Origin of the sequence: Streptomyces sp. cg35 (assembly GCF_050410835.1) — a bacterium.
Classification (GTDB): domain Bacteria; phylum Actinomycetota; class Actinomycetes; order Streptomycetales; family Streptomycetaceae; genus Streptomyces.
Genome location: NZ_CP191268.1, coordinates 5,328,294 through 5,343,374, shown reverse-complemented (window position 1 = coordinate 5,343,374; position 15,081 = coordinate 5,328,294). Strand labels below are relative to the sequence as shown.

19 protein-coding genes are annotated in these 15,081 nt (G+C 73.3%); 5 read left to right on the top strand and 14 right to left on the bottom strand.

Features of this window, described 5'->3' with window-relative positions:
* Positions 1–105 precede the first annotated feature (105 nt).
* On the top strand, positions 106–393 hold the full coding sequence (locus ACQUQD_RS24515) for a hypothetical protein (protein WP_428954273.1): 288 nt from the start codon (positions 106–108) through the stop codon (positions 391–393).
* Positions 390–725 (top strand): hypothetical protein, encoded by a 336-nt coding sequence (locus tag ACQUQD_RS24510; RefSeq protein WP_428954272.1) that lies wholly within the window; start codon positions 390–392, stop codon positions 723–725. The genes ACQUQD_RS24515 and ACQUQD_RS24510 overlap by 4 nt, the downstream gene beginning before the upstream one ends.
* Here the strand turns inward: ACQUQD_RS24510 and ACQUQD_RS24505 are convergent.
* Together ACQUQD_RS24505 and ACQUQD_RS24500 are read right to left on the bottom strand one after the other, a co-directional pair.
* Positions 716–1,591, bottom strand: a complete 876-nt coding sequence (locus tag ACQUQD_RS24505) for a polysaccharide deacetylase family protein (protein ID WP_428954271.1) — start codon at positions 1,589–1,591, stop codon at positions 716–718. The genes ACQUQD_RS24510 and ACQUQD_RS24505 overlap by 10 nt on opposite strands.
* Positions 1,588–2,541, bottom strand: coding sequence for a polysaccharide deacetylase family protein (locus ACQUQD_RS24500; protein ID WP_428954270.1), 954 nt, complete (start codon positions 2,539–2,541; stop codon positions 1,588–1,590). The genes ACQUQD_RS24505 and ACQUQD_RS24500 overlap by 4 nt, the downstream gene beginning before the upstream one ends.
* Positions 2,542–2,632: 91 nt before the next feature.
* Here ACQUQD_RS24500 and ACQUQD_RS24495 point away from each other — a divergent pair, with 91 nt between their 5' ends.
* Entirely contained in the window at positions 2,633–3,838 is a 1,206-nt protein-coding gene (locus ACQUQD_RS24495) for a class I SAM-dependent methyltransferase (protein ID WP_428954269.1), read from the top strand.
* A gap of 39 nt (positions 3,839–3,877) precedes the next feature.
* Here ACQUQD_RS24495 and ACQUQD_RS24490 read toward each other — a convergent pair whose 3' ends face one another.
* Together ACQUQD_RS24490 and ACQUQD_RS24485 are read right to left on the bottom strand one after the other, a co-directional pair.
* Positions 3,878–5,146: an RNA polymerase sigma factor gene (locus ACQUQD_RS24490; RefSeq protein WP_428954268.1), complete on the bottom strand. Its 1,269-nt coding sequence runs from the start codon at positions 5,144–5,146 to the stop codon at positions 3,878–3,880.
* Between the two features lie 40 nt (positions 5,147–5,186).
* Positions 5,187–5,543 carry a YciI family protein gene (locus ACQUQD_RS24485; protein WP_428954267.1) on the bottom strand — a complete coding sequence of 119 codons (357 nt, stop codon included), beginning with the start codon at positions 5,541–5,543 and terminating at the stop codon, positions 5,187–5,189.
* A gap of 190 nt (positions 5,544–5,733) precedes the next feature.
* Here ACQUQD_RS24485 and ACQUQD_RS24480 point away from each other — a divergent pair, with 190 nt between their 5' ends.
* Positions 5,734–6,318 (top strand): class I SAM-dependent methyltransferase, encoded by a 585-nt coding sequence (locus ACQUQD_RS24480; protein ID WP_428954266.1) that lies wholly within the window; start codon positions 5,734–5,736, stop codon positions 6,316–6,318.
* 31 nt (positions 6,319–6,349) lie between these two features.
* Here the strand turns inward: ACQUQD_RS24480 and ACQUQD_RS24475 are convergent, their stop codons facing one another.
* The 5 genes from ACQUQD_RS24475 to tsaB all read right to left on the bottom strand — a co-directional run bounded on the left by ACQUQD_RS24475 (position 6,350) and on the right by tsaB (position 10,019).
* Positions 6,350–7,405: an LCP family protein gene (locus ACQUQD_RS24475; RefSeq protein ID WP_428954265.1), complete on the bottom strand. Its 1,056-nt coding sequence runs from the start codon at positions 7,403–7,405 to the stop codon at positions 6,350–6,352.
* Between the two features lie 107 nt (positions 7,406–7,512).
* Complete coding sequence (locus ACQUQD_RS24470; RefSeq protein WP_428954264.1) at positions 7,513–7,761, bottom strand: hypothetical protein; 249 nt, start codon at positions 7,759–7,761, stop codon at positions 7,513–7,515.
* A complete protein-coding gene (gene tsaD, locus ACQUQD_RS24465; RefSeq protein WP_428954263.1) occupies positions 7,758–8,855 on the bottom strand; it encodes a tRNA (adenosine(37)-N6)-threonylcarbamoyltransferase complex transferase subunit TsaD in 1,098 nt (365 codons plus the stop codon). The genes ACQUQD_RS24470 and tsaD overlap by 4 nt, the downstream gene beginning before the upstream one ends.
* Positions 8,848–9,339 (bottom strand): ribosomal protein S18-alanine N-acetyltransferase, encoded by a 492-nt coding sequence (rimI, locus tag ACQUQD_RS24460; RefSeq protein WP_428957644.1) that lies wholly within the window; start codon positions 9,337–9,339, stop codon positions 8,848–8,850. Before rimI ends, tsaD begins: the two co-directional genes overlap by 8 nt.
* Before the next feature lie 26 nt (positions 9,340–9,365).
* Positions 9,366–10,019 (bottom strand): tRNA (adenosine(37)-N6)-threonylcarbamoyltransferase complex dimerization subunit type 1 TsaB, encoded by a 654-nt coding sequence (gene tsaB / locus ACQUQD_RS24455; RefSeq protein WP_428954262.1) that lies wholly within the window; start codon positions 10,017–10,019, stop codon positions 9,366–9,368.
* A 115-nt stretch (positions 10,020–10,134) separates the two neighbouring features.
* On the opposite strand from tsaB, the gene ACQUQD_RS24450 reads away from it, so the two are divergent.
* Positions 10,135–10,707, top strand: coding sequence for a hypothetical protein (locus ACQUQD_RS24450; protein ID WP_428954261.1), 573 nt, complete (start codon positions 10,135–10,137; stop codon positions 10,705–10,707).
* A 29-nt stretch (positions 10,708–10,736) separates the two neighbouring features.
* Here ACQUQD_RS24450 and ACQUQD_RS24445 read toward each other — a convergent pair whose 3' ends face one another.
* From ACQUQD_RS24445 to ACQUQD_RS24425, 5 genes are all read right to left on the bottom strand, one after another.
* On the bottom strand, positions 10,737–10,916 hold the full coding sequence (locus tag ACQUQD_RS24445; RefSeq protein ID WP_428954260.1) for a hypothetical protein: 180 nt from the start codon (positions 10,914–10,916) through the stop codon (positions 10,737–10,739).
* A 126-nt stretch (positions 10,917–11,042) separates the two neighbouring features.
* On the bottom strand, positions 11,043–11,579 hold the full coding sequence (tsaE, locus tag ACQUQD_RS24440; RefSeq protein WP_428954259.1) for a tRNA (adenosine(37)-N6)-threonylcarbamoyltransferase complex ATPase subunit type 1 TsaE: 537 nt from the start codon (positions 11,577–11,579) through the stop codon (positions 11,043–11,045).
* Positions 11,542–12,783 carry an alpha/beta fold hydrolase gene (locus ACQUQD_RS24435; RefSeq protein ID WP_428954258.1) on the bottom strand — a complete coding sequence of 414 codons (1,242 nt, stop codon included), beginning with the start codon at positions 12,781–12,783 and terminating at the stop codon, positions 11,542–11,544. Before ACQUQD_RS24435 ends, tsaE begins: the two co-directional genes overlap by 38 nt.
* A gap of 48 nt (positions 12,784–12,831) precedes the next feature.
* Complete coding sequence (gene alr, locus ACQUQD_RS24430; RefSeq protein ID WP_428954257.1) at positions 12,832–13,980, bottom strand: alanine racemase; 1,149 nt, start codon at positions 13,978–13,980, stop codon at positions 12,832–12,834.
* A gap of 36 nt (positions 13,981–14,016) precedes the next feature.
* Positions 14,017–14,931 carry a L,D-transpeptidase family protein gene (locus ACQUQD_RS24425; protein ID WP_428954256.1) on the bottom strand — a complete coding sequence of 305 codons (915 nt, stop codon included), beginning with the start codon at positions 14,929–14,931 and terminating at the stop codon, positions 14,017–14,019.
* Positions 14,932–15,081: the final 150 nt, after the last annotated feature.

Below are 15,081 nucleotides of genomic sequence, written 5' to 3'. Positions count from 1 at the left end.
CGCCGTGACCGCTCGCGCCGTTCCCCGCGCTCCTTCGGGGCACGGGTCGGTCTCGATTGGGGAACGCGGGCGGTGGAGTCGCCGGTTCCGTACGAGGGTGCGGGCATGGCCGGTCAGCATCGCAAATCCCTCGTGGGCGACATCGCCCTGGCTGTCTTCGTGCTGTTCGTGGACGCGCTCGCGTACGCCGTCACCACGATCTGGCAGTTCGCCGCCCACGTCCGCCCCGCCCAGGAGGCGTGGTCGTGGACCTACCTGGGTCTCGCCGTCCTGATCGCGGCGTCGGCCTTCGCCTTCGGCGGGCGCGCGGGGCTGCCGGTCACCGCGGGGGCGCAGCTCCTCGCGGGCGCCTTCCTGGGCCTCGCGGCACTGGCCCGGCTGGCCTCGGCGTGAGCGCGCAGGCGCGGCAGGACGACGACGCGTTCACCGGTGGCTGCGTGGTGGCCTTCGTGGTGTTCCTGGAGATCGGCTACGCCCTGCTCGCGGGCTTCTCCCTGATGCTGCACGGGATGGCCCGGTCGTCCTACGACCCGAAGTCGGGGGGCCCGCCGCCGGCCACGGACTGGACCGAGGTGTGGTGGTGGGGCGGCGGCGCCGCCATGACCCTGCTGTTCGGCGCCGCGCTGCTGTGGCTGCGGCGCCCGTACGCCGGCGCGGTCCAGCTGTTCGCCGCCGCCTGGACGGTGACCCTGGCGGTCGCCGCCTGGCAGCGGGCTCAGACGTAGTCCTCCAGCCGTCCCACGGTGAACCCCTGCTCCTGGATGCGCCGCAGCATCCGCGTCGTCATCTCGGTCAGCGTCGTGCCCTTGAGGTCGGACGGGCCGCGGAAGTGGGTCAGGATGATGTCGCCGGGGCGCAGGCGGTCGCCGTCGGCGTAGCGCAGGTCGTTGATCTGCATCGAGGCGCGCCACAGGACGATCGCGTCGATGCCGCACGCGCCGGCCGCCCGCAGCGTGTCCGCGTCGTAGTTGCCGTAGGGCGGGCGGAGCAGGCGCGGGGCGGTGCCGAAGCGGCCCTTGAGGCGGTCCTGCTGGCCGCAGATCTCCGCGTGCTGCTCCACGTAGCCGAGGCCGGGCAGGAAGGGGTGCGTGAGGGTGTGGTTCTCCACCCCCGCGCCGAGCGCCCGCAGTTGGCCGAAGTGGTCGTAGCCGGGGCCCGCGACGGAGTGCGTGAGGAACATCGAGATCGGCAGCCGCAGGTCACGGACCATGTCGACGAAGCGGGAGTCCTTCTCCGCGCCGTCGTCGAAGGTGAGGAAGACGACCTTGTCCTTGGTCGGGACGCGGTCGATGACCGGGGGGACCTTTCCCGGCGCCCGGGGCGGGAGCACCCGCTGGGCGGGGGGTCCCGGCGCCGGGGCCAGCGGGGCCGGCAGGCCCCAGCGGCGATGGGCGCCCGGGGCCGCCGGGCCTGCGGCGCCGGCCGCCGGACGCGGATGGTGCCGGACCTTCTGCGCGGCCTTCCTGCCCATCCGCTCGATCGGGTCGACGGACTGCGCGCACCCGGTGAGCAGCGCGGCGGCCAGGGCGCAGGCGATGGCCCGCCGCACCCCGGCCGCCCGAACGGCCGCCCCCGCCCAGGGAGTTGTCACAGGTAGTCCTCCAGGCGGGCCACCGCGTACCCCTTGTCGGTGACGTACTTCAGGAACTTGCGGATCATGTCGGGCATGGTGCCCTTCCAGTCCGAGCGTCCCCGGAAATGCGTGAGGATGATGTCGCCCGGATGGATGTCCCGGTCCCACTCGCGGTAGTCCATCCGGTCCACGAACGCCTCGGCGTTCCAGATCGGCGCGTACGTGATGCCACAGGCCTTGGCGGCCTTCAGGGTGTCCTGGTTGTAGTTGCCGAACGGGGGCCGGAAGAGGGTGGGCCGCTTGCCGTACTTCTTCTCGATGACGTCCTGCATGCCGCAGATCTCGTGCTTCTGCCGCGCGTAGGACAGGCCCGGCAGGTACGGGTGGTGCAGCGTGTGGTTGTTGAGGGTGACACCCAGGCTCTGGGCCCGCTTGAAGTAGGCGTAGTCGGGCTTGACCTCGGCATCGGTCAGGAAGGCCGTGTACGGGATCTTGAGGTCGCTCATCATCTTCAGGAACTGCGGGTCCTTGTCGGCCCCGTCGTCGATGGTGAGGAAGACGACCTTGTCCTTGGTGGGGATCGTGGTGAAGACGGGGGGCAGGCCGAGCTCGGCCTGGTCGTCGACCTCGAAGCCCTTGCGCGGCTTGATGACGGGCTTCTTCGCGGGCGGCTTCGGCGCGGCGAGCGGCACCTTCGCCACGCCCCAGCGCCTGGCCGCGGCGGCCCGCTGCGCCTGCTGGACCTTGAGCTTGGTGGCGTACGAGTCGAGGGCGCGGGCCGGCGGCGCGTTCAGGCCCTGCTGCCCGGGCGCCGGCCGCACCGCCTCGCCGCCCGAACCGGAGGCACAGCCGGTGGCCAGCGCGGCGGCGGCGAGAGCGGCGGCCGTGACGCGGAACGCCGCCCGCTTCCCGGGTCGCGCGGGGGTCACCTTTGCGGCGGTTTCTTCGTTTTGTCGTACTAGTTGCATGGCGCCGGATCTTTGCAGCTCAAGGCCCTGATCAGGGGCCGACACCGCCGCCGGGCGCGCACCGTCCTCCGACTGGCCCACAATGGGCCGGGTGAGCTCCTTCTCGACCCCCGACGACTTCTCCGCCCTCCTGTCCCCCGAGGGCCGGGCCCTGCTCGAAGAACTGCGCGACCACGACCCGGCGCAGGAGCTCGCGCTCGCCACCCGGCTGCGCCGCGAGCACCCGGCGGCGCTCGTCTCGGCGGCGCTCGCCCAGGCCCGGCTGCGGCAGCGCGCGGTGGCGAAGTTCGGGCCCGAGGACGCGGCCCGCATGTACTTCACGGCGAACGGGGTCGAGCAGGCGACCCGGACCGGCGTCGCCACGCACCGGGCCGAGTCCTTCCGGGCCCTCGGCGTCCGGTCCGTCGCCGACCTGTGCTGCGGCATCGGCGGCGACGCGATCGCGCTGGCCCGCGCGGGGATCGCGGTGCTCGCCGTCGACCGGGACCCGGGGACGTGCGCCGTGGCCCGGGCCAACGCCGAGGCGCTCGGGCTCGCCGGCCTCATCGAGGTGCGCGAGGCGGATGTGACACAGGTCGACACCTCCGCGTACGACGCCGTGTTCGTGGACCCCGCGCGCCGCTCCACGAAGCGGGGGCGCATCTTCGACCCCGAGGCCTACTCCCCTCCGCTGTCCTGGGCCGTCACCGCCGCGCTCTCGGCCCCGCGCGCCGCGCTGAAGATCGCCCCCGGCATCCCGCACGAGGCGATCCCGGCCGAGGCCGACGCCGAGTGGATCTCGGACCGGGGTGACGTGAAGGAGGCCGTGCTGTGGTTCGGCACGGAGCCCGGGAGAATGCGGGCCACTCTGCTCCCCGGGCCGCGGGAGCTGGCCGGGAGCGGGCTGCCGGACCCCGAAGTGCGTGCCGTGGGGCGGTACTTGTACGAACCCGACGGCGCCGTCATCCGCGCGCATCTCGTCGCCGAGGTGGCGAAGGAGGTCGGCGGCGGGCTCATCGACGAGACCATCGCGTACGTCACCGCGGACGAGCTGCACCCGACGCCGTACGCCACCGCGTACGAGATCACCGACCGGCTTCCCTTCAACGTGAAGAAGTTGAAGGCGCTGCTGCGGGAGCGGGAGGTCGGGGTGCTGACCGTGAAGAAGCGCGGGTCGGCCGTCGAGCCGGAGGAACTGCGGCGCAAGGCGATGCCGAAGCCCTTCGGGAAGCGGGCGGCGACGGTGTTCCTGACCCGCGTCGCCGGGGCCCCCACCATGCTGGTGGGGCAGCCGGGAACGAGCCCCTCCGGCGAATGAGGAGCGGGTCCGGGCCAGAGCCCCCGCGCCCGCAGCGGATCAGCCGTCGGCACGGCCGAGCAAGAACTCCCGCTCCCGTTCGTTGCGGGCCAGCCCGGCCGCCCGCAGGAACTCCGCCCGCGCCTCCTCCCCCCGCCCCAGCCGCTCCAGCAGATCGCCCCGCACACTCGGCAACAAGTGGTAGTCCCGCAGCGCCGGTTCACCGGCGATCGCGTCCACGATCGCCAGTCCCGCCGCCGGGCCCTGTGCCATGGACACCGCCACCGCCCGGTTCAGCTCGACCACCGGTGACGGGGCGCGGACCGCGAGGAGGGCGTAGAGGGCCGCGATCTGGGCCCAGTCGGTCTCCTCGTACGCGTGGGCCCGGGCGTGGCACGCGGCGATCGCGGCCTGCAGCGCGTACGGGCCGGGACCGCCGGAGGCCGCCGCGTCCGCCCGGCCGAGCGCGGCGAACCCGCGCCGGATCAGCGTCATGTCCCAGCGCGACCGGTTCTGGTCCTTGAGCAGCACGGGCCCCCCGTCGGCCGCCGTCCGGGCGGCCGCGCGGGAGGACTGCAGCTCCAACAGGGCCGCCAGACCGTGCACTTCGGGCTCCTTGGGCATCAGCGACTGGAGCACCCGGGCCAGCCGCAGCGCGTCCTCGCACAGCCCCGGCCGCAGATGGTCCTCCCCGGCCGTGGCCGCGTACCCCTCGTTGAAGATGAGGTAGATGACCTCCAGGACCGAGCCGAGCCGGGCCTCGCGGTCGGGGCCGTAGGGCACCTCGAAGGCGACGTTGCGGGTGGCGAGGGTGCGCTTGGCGCGGACGATGCGCTGGGCCACGGTCGGCTCGGGGGCGAGGACCGCGCGGGCGATCTCGGCGGTGGTCAGACCGCCGAGCAGGCGCAGCGTGAGCGCGACCCGGGCCTCGGCGGACAGCACCGGGTGGCAGCTCATGAAGACGAGGCGCAGCAGGTCGTCGTCGATGTCGTCCGGGTCGGCGGCGGCCGGTGCCTCGTACGCGAACTCCGTCGCCCGGCCGACCTCTTCGAGCTTGCGCGCGTAGTTCTCGCGGCGGCGCACCAGGTCGACGGCGCGGCGCCTGGCGACGGCGGTGAGCCAGGCGCCGGGGCGGTCCGGGACGCCGGTGTCCGGCCACTGCTCCAGGGCGGCGACCAGCGCGTCCTGCGCCAGCTCCTCCGCTATGCCGACGTCGCGCACGACGCGGGTGACGGCGGCGATGATGCGCGGCGCCTCCATGCGGAAGACCGTCTCGATGGCGCGGGTCGCGGCGGCGTCCGGGCGGGCCGTGGAGCGTTGCTCTGTCACAGCCCACCATCAGACACCGGCCGGGGCCCGCGGCCAAGGCTCAGCCGCCGACGATCTCCCGGACCTCGGAGGTGACGGTCCAGTGCTCCTCGTGGACCCGCAGGAACCGCTTGGTCCACTCCAGGACCTCGGCCTCGTCCTTCGCCTGGATGATCGCGTAGCCGCCGATGACCTCCTTGGACTCGGTGAAGGGGCCGTCGGTGACGGTGATGTCGCCCTTCTCGTAGTGCACGCGCTTGCCCTGCGCGGTCGGCGCCAGACCCGCCGTGTCGAGCAGCACGCCGGCCTTCGTCATCTCCTCGATGAGCGCGCCCATGCGCTGCATGAGCTCGTCGCTGGGGCCCTCGGCGGGGGCGTTGTTCTCGTCGATGCGGACCATCGTCAGGTAGCGGGGCATCGTCTTCTCCTCGTGGTGAACGGGTGGCCGCTGCCGGCCTCTCACCCTTGCGTCGAACAGGGGACGGCCGGATCGACACGGCCGCCGGATTTCTTCGAAGATTCTTTTCGGCCGTACGTTCCCGCAGGCCGGCGGGGTTGTCCAGGGCGCTTACGCCCCGCTCACCCCCGGCCTGCCAGGGTGCTCCCCCATGCCGTTCGACCACAACGACCACTACCACCGCCTGCTGCTGCGCCATCTGCCCCCGCGCGGCGGCACCGCGCTCGACGCCGGCTGCGGCACGGGCCGCTTCGCGCGCCGCCTCGTCGCGCACGGCTACCGGGTCGACGCGCTCGACGCGGACCCGGCGACGCTGGCCGCGGCGGAGGCGACCGGCGGCGGCCCGCGCTACCGCCTGGCGGACGCCGCCACGACCGCCCTGCCGACGGCCCACTACGACGTGATCGCCTGCCTGGCCGGCCTCCACCACATGCCGTTCGACACGGTGACCCGCTTCCGCGACGCCCTCGCGCCCGGCGGCCGCCTCCTCGTCCTCGGCTGCTCCGCGGGTGCCACGCCCCGGGACCTGGCCGCGGTCCCGGCGAACGCGGTGGCCCGGGCCGCGGTGTACGGCGCCGAGCGCGTCCGCGGCGTCCGCACACGCCCGCCCGGGGCCCCGGTCCGGCAGCCGGAGATGACACTGCCGCAGATCCGCACGGAGTCGGCCCGCCTGCTGCCCGGCAGCGAGGTGCGTCAACTGCTGTTCTGGCGGTACCTGTTGACGTACACGCACTGACGCACGCGGGCAGATCCGTACGGGACGGCCCTCAGCGCAGCGACTCCCACAGCTTCCCCGCCTCCGGCTCGTCCGCCACCACCCGGTTCACGTCCGACGGCGCGCGCACGACCGGCATCATCACCGTCTTCACGGAGTCGGCCGGCAGATCGCCCAGACTGCGTGCCAGGCCGGTCAGTTCGGAGAGCGAGTCGAGTCCGGTGTCCGCGGTGAGGCTGCCGGTGGCCGCGTCGGCGACGTTGTAGAGGCGGGCCGGATCGGTCAGCAGGCCGCTGTCCGAGACCTGGCCCATCAGCGACTTCACCAGCTGCTGCTGGAGCTTGATGCGGCCCAGGTCGCTGCCGCCGCCGACGCCGTACCGGGTGCGCGCGAAGGCGAGCGCGTCCTTGCCGTCGAGGTGGTGGTGGCCCGCCTCCAGGTGCAGCCGGCTGCGGTCGTCGTCGATGTCCTCGGTCGTCGTGACGTTCACCCCGCCGAGCGCGTCGACGAGCTTCGCGAAGCCCGCGAAGTCGATCTCCAGATAGTGGTCCATGCGCACCCCGGTGAGGTGCTCGACGGTCTTCACCGCGCAGACCGGACCGCCCACCGCATAGGCGCTGTTGAACATGACGTTGTACGCGACCGAGGTCGTGCCGCCGGACTCCGTCGGGCAGGAGGGGCGCTCGACGAGGGTGTCGCGGGGGATGCTCACCACCGTCGCCTCGGTGCGGCCGGCGTCGAGGTGCACGACCATCGCGGTGTCGGAGCGGGCCCCGCCGCTGTCGCCGCCGCCGAGCGCCTTGTTCGCCTTGCCGGTCCGGGAATCGGAGCCCAGGACCAGGATGTTGAGGACGCCCCTCTCGACCGGCTCGACCGGCTCGACCGACGGCGACGCCGACGCCGACGCGGACTCTGTGGGCGAGGCGACGGCCACCGGCTTGGCCGGGCGGTCGTCGCCGAGGGCACTGTCGATGTCGACGCTGCGTATGTTGTGGTCGAAGTGCCAGTAGAGCCACCCCGCGCCCGCCCCGCCGAGCACGAGGACGCAGCCGACGGCGATCGCCACCACCTTCACCGCACGCGCACGGAACCGTTTCTGCTCAGTCACAGAGGGAACATAAGTCCGAATTATTACAGCGGTAAACCAGTTGGCACGCGATTTCGGAAATCTTCAGTCAGTTCTCAGACTCTCCCGCCCGCCCGCCGGGCCGTGCGTCAGGCCGTCTCGAACCGCCACCGGTGCACCGCGCGCGTCACCAACTCGGCGTCGGGCTCGGGGAGTTCGGGCAGCTCGGCGTCGAACTCCGCGTCCCACCAGGTGATCACGAGGACCCGGTCGGCGGGCGCCCGGAACGTCTCGCGACGCTCCGGCTCCCGCTCCAGGCCCTGCGCCTTCGCCCAGGCCAGCAGCTCCTCGCCGTGGCCCTCGACGGCCCGGGCCTCCCACATCAGCGCGACGGTCACGAGTAGAGGTTCTCCTTGCTGACCTCGTGCACGTGATCGTGGCCGTGGTCGTGGCCGGGCACGTGCGGCTCCGTCACCGGCAGCGAGGAGTCCGCCGACAGGTCCCAGGACGACGGCTGCCGGTTCCTGGCCACCATCTCGGCGCCCAGCGCGGCGACCATCGCGCCGTTGTCCGTGCACAGCTTGGGGCGCGGCACGCGCAGCCGGATCCCGGCCCGCTCGCAGCGCTCCTCGGCCAGCGCCCGCAGCCGCGAGTTGGCGGCCACCCCGCCGCCGATCATGAGGTGGTCGACGCCCTCGTCCTTGCAGGCCCGCACCGCCTTGCGGGTCAGCACGTCGACGACGGCCTCCTGGAAGGACGCCGACACGTCGCGCACCGGCACGTCCTCGCCGGCTGCCCGCTTGGCCTCGATCCAGCGGGCCACGGCGGTCTTCAGGCCGGAGAAGGAGAAGTCGTACGCGGGGTCGCGCGGCCCGGTGAGCCCGCGGGGGAAGGAGATGGCGTTCGGATCGCCCTCCTTGGCGTACCGGTCGATGACGGGGCCGCCCGGGAAGCCGAGGTTCAGCACCCGCGCGATCTTGTCGAAGGCCTCGCCGGCCGCGTCGTCGATGGTCGCGCCGAGGGGCCGTACGTCCGAGGTGATGTCGGTGGACAGCAGCAGCGACGAGTGACCGCCGGAGACGAGCAGCGCCATCGTCGGCTCGGGCAGCGAGCCGTGCTCCAGCTGGTCGACGCAGATGTGCGAGGCGAGGTGGTTGACGCCGTAGAGCGGCTTGCCGAGCGCGTACGCGTACGCCTTCGCGGCCGAGACGCCGACGAGCAGCGCACCGGCGAGGCCGGGCCCGGCGGTGACGGAGATCCCGTCGAGGTCCTTCGCGGTGACGCCCGCGTCCTTCAGGGCGCGCTGGATCGTCGGGACCATCGCCTCCAGGTGCGCGCGGGAGGCGACCTCGGGCACGACGCCGCCGTAGCGGGCGTGCTCGTCGACGCTGGAGGCGACGGCGTCGGCGAGCAGCGTGGTGCCGCGGACGATGCCGACGCCGGTCTCGTCGCAGGAGGTCTCGATGCCGAGGACGAGCGGTTCGTCAGCCATGGTTCTTCTCTTCACTCACGGTGTTGGTGTTCAGGCGCATCACGAGGGCGTCCACGTTGCCGGGCTGGTAGTAGCCGCGGCGGAAGCCGATCGGTTCGAAGCCGAAGCGCTCGTAGAGCCGCTGCGCGCGCGTGTTGTCGACGCGTACTTCGAGCAGCACCTCGGCGGCCTCGAAGGCGGTGGCGTGCCGCAGGAGCTCGGTGAGCAGCCGGGCGCCGAGCCCGGTGCCCCAGTGGTCGCGGGCGACGGCGATGGTCTGCACGTCGGCCCCCTCGGCGGAGCCGCCGTCGGACGCGGTCCCGGAGGCGGCGAGCCCGCCGTACCCGACGAGCCGGTCGCCGTCGTACGCGACGACGTAGCGCCGCGTCGAACCGACCCCGCGCGCGTGCGCGAGCTCGGACCAGAACATGCCGCGCGACCAGGCGTCGTCCGGGAAGAGGTCCTTCTCCAGGGCGAGCACGGGATCGATGTCCCACCAGCGCATCTCGCGCAGTTCGGCCGTCACGGTGGTCACTTGGGGGTGACCACCTTGTAGTTCTTGGGGACCTGGGCGTCGGGGCGGCGCAGGTACAGCGGCCGGGGCTCCAGGAGCTCCTCGCCCGCGGCCAGCTTCTCGGCGGCCAGGGCGGCGAGCGCGGCGGCGGACACGTGCTCGGGGCCGCGCGGGTCCGCGAAGGTGTCGGGGTAGAGCAGCGCGCCCGCGCCGACCGCGGGCAGTCCGGCGACGGCTTCGGCGATGTCGGCGGGCCGGTCGACGGCGGCCTCGGTGACCCGGGTGCGCGGGTTGTCGAAGCGCGCCCAGTACACCTCCTTGCGCCGCGCGTCGGTGGCGACCACGAAGGGGCCCTCGACGTCGGCGGCGTACGCGAGGCCGTCCAGCGTGCACACGCCGTGCACGGGGACGCCGAGCGCGAGCCCGAAGGTGTCGGCGGTCATCAGGCCGACGCGCAGTCCGGTGTACGGTCCCGGGCCCACGCCCACGACGATCCCGGTCACGGCGTCGAGCTTCACCCCGGCCTCGGCGAGCACCCGGTCGACGGCGGGCAGCAGCAGCTCCCCGTGTCTGCGGGCGTCGACCTGACTCGACTCGGCGACGGGGGCCGTGCCGTCGTGCAGGGCGACGGTGACGGCAGGGGTGGCGGTATCCAGGGCGAGCAGCAGCACGCAAACAGCCTACGGCTCCGCGGAGCCGGACACGTCCGCCCTCCGGCAACCCGGGCCCGCCGGGCCCCTGCTGCTAACGTCACTCAGAGCCGTCACTGGCGTCGTACATGCGTACATGAGAGGCAGGCACCTGGTGGCACGGAGCAGCACCGGATTCGTGACCGCGCTGACCGCGGGAGCGCTCGCCGTGGTCGGCTTCCTCACGTACCAGGCCTCGGCGAACGCACCGTCCCACCTCGGCAAGCCGAAGGACGGCACCTCCCCCTCCTCGACGGCGTCCCGCTCCCCCAAGGACAAGGCCGACCCGACGGCGCTGCCCGCGCAGTCCGGGGCCGGCGAACGCGTCGTCTACGCGCTGGGCTCCGACCGGGTCTGGCTGGTCGGGGCGAACGGCAAGGCGCAGCGCACGTACAAGGTGACGCCCGGCACGGTGGACCCGGCGCCCGGCAAGTACGCGGTGACCTCCCGCTCCGGGACGATCACCGGCACCGACGGGGTGCCGATCGAGCACGTCGTGCGGTTCGCGAACACGGGCGGGGTCGCGGTCGGGTTCAGCGCGGCCGTCGACGGTTCCACGCCGGAGCCGGACCCCTCGAAGCAGACCGGCGGCATCCGGGAGTCGCGGGCGGACGGCAAGGCGATGTGGGAGTTCGCGACGTTCGGCCGGAAGATCGTCGTCGTTCCGTAGCCACCGCCCGCGCGGGCCGGTCGGGCGGATCAGGCCGCGTCGGCGGGCCGCTCCCGCGGCACGGACACCGGGACCTCCGCGGCCGGCGGGGTGGAGACCGCCCTGGCCGCCGCGCACGACGCCAGCAGTTCGCTCATCGACACCTCGCGCGCCCGGTCACGCCCCGCGACCGGCGCAGCACACCGCACGTCACGTTCTGAAGCCGACATGGACGCCTCCCGAGCAGACGTGGTTAGGTAAACCTAACCAGGGCCGGTCTCCATGTGACCACGCCGAACGGGCGTCGCGCAACATTTTGCCGACGCCCTGTCGGGAACGTTCGGGGAACGTGCGGATCAGCCGCCGAGCGAGCCCAGGTCCGCCTCGGCCCAGCGGCCGCCGATGCCGTTCAGCGTCACGACGCGCACCTCGTCCGTGGTGTCGCCCGTCGCCCGGTCGATGAGCACGTGCAGCCGGTCGTCGGCGAGCTCCTCGACCTTGCCGTCGCCCCACTCCACGACCACCACCGAGTCCGGCAGGGACACGTCGAGGTCGAGGTCCTCCATCTCGTCGAGGCCGCCGCCGAGCCGGTACGCGTCGACGTGCACCAGGGCGGGCCCCTCGCCGAGCGGCGGGTGCACGCGGGCGATCACGAACGTGGGCGAGGTCACCGCGCCGCGCACGCCGAGCCCCTCGCCGAGCCCGCGGGTCAGCGTCGTCTTGCCCGCGCCCAGCTCGCCGGTGAGCATGACGAGGTCGCCGGGGCGCAGTTGCTTGGCCAGGGTCAGGCCCAACTCCCGCATCTCGTCCGGGGAGTTGACGGTGACCGTGACGGTCGTGACGGGGGTGGCGGGATCAGCCGCCGGGCTGTGCGGTGCTGCCGGTGTCTCCATGGCTCCCCACGGTAGCGGCTGCGCCCAGCACTCCGGCGCGGGCCAGCAGGTCCGCGAGGCGGTCCGTGACGGCCTCCGGGTGCTCCAGCATCACCAGATGCCCGGCGTCGGGCACCAGCACGAACTCGGCGTCCGGCAGCACCGCCGCGATCGCCTCGCTGTGCTCGCTCGGCGTCACGAGGTCCTGCTCCCCGGCCAGCACCAGGACCGGCAGCTCCGCGAAACGCTTCAGGGCGTCCGCCTTGTCGTGGTCCTGGAACGCCGGGTAGAACTCGGCGACCACGTCGATCGGCGTGCCCTCGATCATCCGCTCGGCGAACCGGGCGACCGACGGGTCCACGTCGCGCGTCGCGAACGAGTACCGCTTGATGATCCCGGCGAACAGGTCCGCCGTCGCGCGCCGCCCCTTCTCGACGAGGTCGGCCCGCTGCCCCAGCACCTTCAGCACGCCGGGCAGCACCCGCCGCACCGCGTTCACCCCGGCCACCGGCAGTCCGTAGTTGACCTCGCCGAGCCTGCCCGACGACGTGCCCACCAAGGCCACCCCGACGACGCGGTCGCGGACCAGCTCGGGGTACCGGTCGGCCAGCGCCATGACGGTCATGCCGCCCATGGAATGGCCGACGAGCACGATCGGGCCCTCGGGCGCCGCCGCGTCGAGGACCGCCTTGAGGTCGTCGCCGAGCCGGTCGATGGAGACGGGCGTGCCGTCCCCCGTCCGCACGTCCTGCTCCATGCCGCGCCCGGAGCGGCCGTGGCTGCGCTGGTCCCAGTACACGCAGCGCACGACACCGCGCAGGGCCGCGCGCTGGAAGTGCCAGGAGTCCTGGTTGAGGCAGTAGCCGTGGCTGAAGACGACGGTGACCGGGGCCGGGGTCCTGCGGCCGAACAGGCGGCGCCTGCGCGTGCCCGTGCCGCTGTCCGGCTCGACCTCGTCGACCTCGTAGTACAGCTCCGTGCCGTCGGCGGCGCGGGCCCGGCCGGGGACGCCGCGCAGCGAGCCGTAGGGGCCGGACGCGTCGAGGGCCAGCCGGGCCTTGCGGCGCATGCCCCGCCCGACCGTCAGCCGCTCGATGGCGACACCGGCGGCGGCGCCCGCGGCGACCACGCCTATCGCGGCACCGGCGAGACCGGCCCGTCGCCAGCTCGCCGAAGCCGCGGCTTCGGCGACGGCCGCCGTGGCCTGTGCGCTGCTCTCGCTCACGTGCCGCTCCTCCTACGGGATGCCGTTCGGTGTCTCAGGTCGTCCGGGTCATTCTTCGTCCACGTACACGCGCGGAACTCGAGAACCGATGCGCGTCACGATCTCGTACGCGATGGTGCCCGACGCGGCCGCCCAGTCCTCGGCGGTCGGCTCGCCCGCGTCGCCGGGGCCGAACAGCACCGCCTCGTCGCCCGCGGCCGGCTCGTCGCCGCCGAGGTCGACGACGAACTGGTCCATCGCGACCCGCCCGGCGACCGTGCGCCGCTTGCCGCCGATCAGGACCGGGCCGGTGCCGGAGGCGTGCCGCGGGATGCCGTCCGCGTAGCCGAGCGGGACCAGTCCGAGGGTGGTCGCGCCCGGCGTGACGTAGTGATGCCCGTAACTGACGCCGAGTCCACCCGGCGCGTGCTTCACCAGCGCGAGCGACGCCTTGAGGGACATCACGGGGCGCAGCCCGAAGTCGGCGGGCGTGCCCAGCTGCGGACTCGGCGAGATGCCGTACATCGCGATGCCGGGACGGACGAGGTCGAAGTGGGTCTCGGGGAGGGTGAGCGTGCCCGGCGAGTTGGCGATGTGCCGCACTTCCGGGGTGACGCCCTGCTCCTGCGCGTACCCGACCATCTCGCGGAAGCAGGTCAGCTGCGCCGCGATGGACGGGTGGCCCGGCTCGTCGGCGCAGGCGAAGTGCGACCACAGGCCGGTGACCGTGACGAGGCCGGCGGCCTGCGCGGCGAGCGCCTCGCGGACCAGCTCGGGCCAGTCGGCGGGCAGGCACCCGCCCCGCCCGAGCCCGGTGTCGGCCTTCAGCTGGATCCGGGCGGGGCGCCCCAAGTCGCGTGCGGCGTCCGTGACTTCCCGCAGGGCCCACAGGCCGCTCACCGACATGTCCAGGTCGGCCTCGATGCCCTCGCGCCAGGGCCCGCCGGGCACCCACAGCCAGCACATGATGCGGCCGGGCAGCCCGGCGGCGCGCAGGTCCAGGGCCTCCTCGGCGGTGGCGGTGCCGATCCAGTCGGCGCCCGCCTCCTTGGCGGCGCGGGCCACCGGGATCATGCCGTGCCCGTACGCGTCCGCCTTGACGACGGCCATGAACGCGGCCCCCGGCGCATGGGCGCGCAGGGACCGCACATTGGCCTTCAGTGCGCCGAGGTCGATCTCGGCGCGGGCGCGGAGCGGGGCAGTCACGTTCTCGTTCATCGTGCGCCCAGTCTCTCAGAGCTCTCCGACAAGCCCTCAGGTACCGGGCTTTCGTCCCCACACGTAAACCCGGTCGTTCTTCTTCAGAACGCCCCACAGCTTCTTGGCGTCGGCGAGCCGCATGTTCACGCAGCCGCGCGAGCCGGGCGGGTTGTGGACATTGCCGTAGATGGCGTGGAAGGCCTGCCCGCCGCTGAAGAACTGGCTGTACGGCATGGGGGTGTTGTAGATCGACGACCAGTGGTTCTTGTGCTTCCAGTAGACCTTGTGCCAGCCGGTGCGGGTCACGTACCCGGCGCGCCCGCTGCGGATCGGGACGGGGCCGAAGACGATCTTCTTGCCCTTGCTGACCCACATCAGCTGGCGCGGCAGGTCGACGCAGGCGAGGCGGTACGCGCGCGTGGGGCACTTCTTCGCCGCGTTCGGGTTCTTGCGGGCGGACAGCCACTGCATCCGGGCCCAGGTGACGGGCCCGGCGTAGCCGATGTTCGGGCGGATGCCCTGCTTGGTCTGGAAGGCGCGGACGGCCTTGCAGTCGGCGGGCGACTGCTTGCCGTCGACCTTGAGCTTCAGCCACCGCTCGACCTGCCGCTGGTGGCTGCCGGTCTTCTTCGTACAGGTGGCGGCCGCGGGCGCGCCGAGGCTCCCCGGCGCCGCCTGCACCTCGCTCGGCGGCACGTACTCGATGAGGTCGTCGGCCGCGGCGGGCGGCGCGGCGGGCTCGATCGCGTCCTCGGCGGCGCTCGGCCGGTACACGTGCGGCGCCAGGGTCTGGTCCGGGGTGTCCTGCTGCCAGGGCTGGGACGGTGCGGGCCGGATGCCGGGGACGAGCGCCGGGGCGGGGGCCGCCGGCCGGGGCGGTTCCGGGTCCGCGAAGGCCGGGCCGGCCGGCAGGACGGCGGCGAGGGCGAGCAGCGCGGCGAGGCCGCCGCGCACGGTGGGGCTGGTCATGGGCCGAGGGAATCCGGCCGGGCGCCGGATCAGGGGCCGCCGCGCGGCGAGGTCACCCGAAAATCCGTTGATCAGCCCAGTCCGCCTAGGTACCGTAAGCAAAAACCTAGGGGCCCTAGGAAAAGGGTCCGCGGGGAAGACGGGGAAGAA

Coding starts and splice junctions, on each gene's coding strand:
- ACQUQD_RS24445 (WP_428954260.1), bottom strand. CDS start 10,916: ATGTCGGCTTCAGAACGTGACGTGCGGTGTGCTGCGCCGGTCGCGGGG.
- alr (WP_428954257.1), bottom strand. CDS start 13,980: ATGAACGAGAACGTGACTGCCCCGCTCCGCGCCCGCGCCGAGATCGAC.
- tsaD (WP_428954263.1), bottom strand. CDS start 8,855: ATGGCTGACGAACCGCTCGTCCTCGGCATCGAGACCTCCTGCGACGAG.
- ACQUQD_RS24515 (WP_428954273.1), top strand. CDS start 106: ATGGCCGGTCAGCATCGCAAATCCCTCGTGGGCGACATCGCCCTGGCT.
- ACQUQD_RS24500 (WP_428954270.1), bottom strand. CDS start 2,541: ATGCAACTAGTACGACAAAACGAAGAAACCGCCGCAAAGGTGACCCCC.
- ACQUQD_RS24425 (WP_428954256.1), bottom strand. CDS start 14,931: ATGACCAGCCCCACCGTGCGCGGCGGCCTCGCCGCGCTGCTCGCCCTC.
- rimI (WP_428957644.1), bottom strand. CDS start 9,339: ATGCGCTGGTGGGACATCGATCCCGTGCTCGCCCTGGAGAAGGACCTC.
- ACQUQD_RS24485 (WP_428954267.1), bottom strand. CDS start 5,543: ATGCCCCGCTACCTGACGATGGTCCGCATCGACGAGAACAACGCCCCC.
- tsaE (WP_428954259.1), bottom strand. CDS start 11,579: ATGGAGACACCGGCAGCACCGCACAGCCCGGCGGCTGATCCCGCCACC.
- ACQUQD_RS24450 (WP_428954261.1), top strand. CDS start 10,135: ATGAGAGGCAGGCACCTGGTGGCACGGAGCAGCACCGGATTCGTGACC.
- ACQUQD_RS24480 (WP_428954266.1), top strand. CDS start 5,734: ATGCCGTTCGACCACAACGACCACTACCACCGCCTGCTGCTGCGCCAT.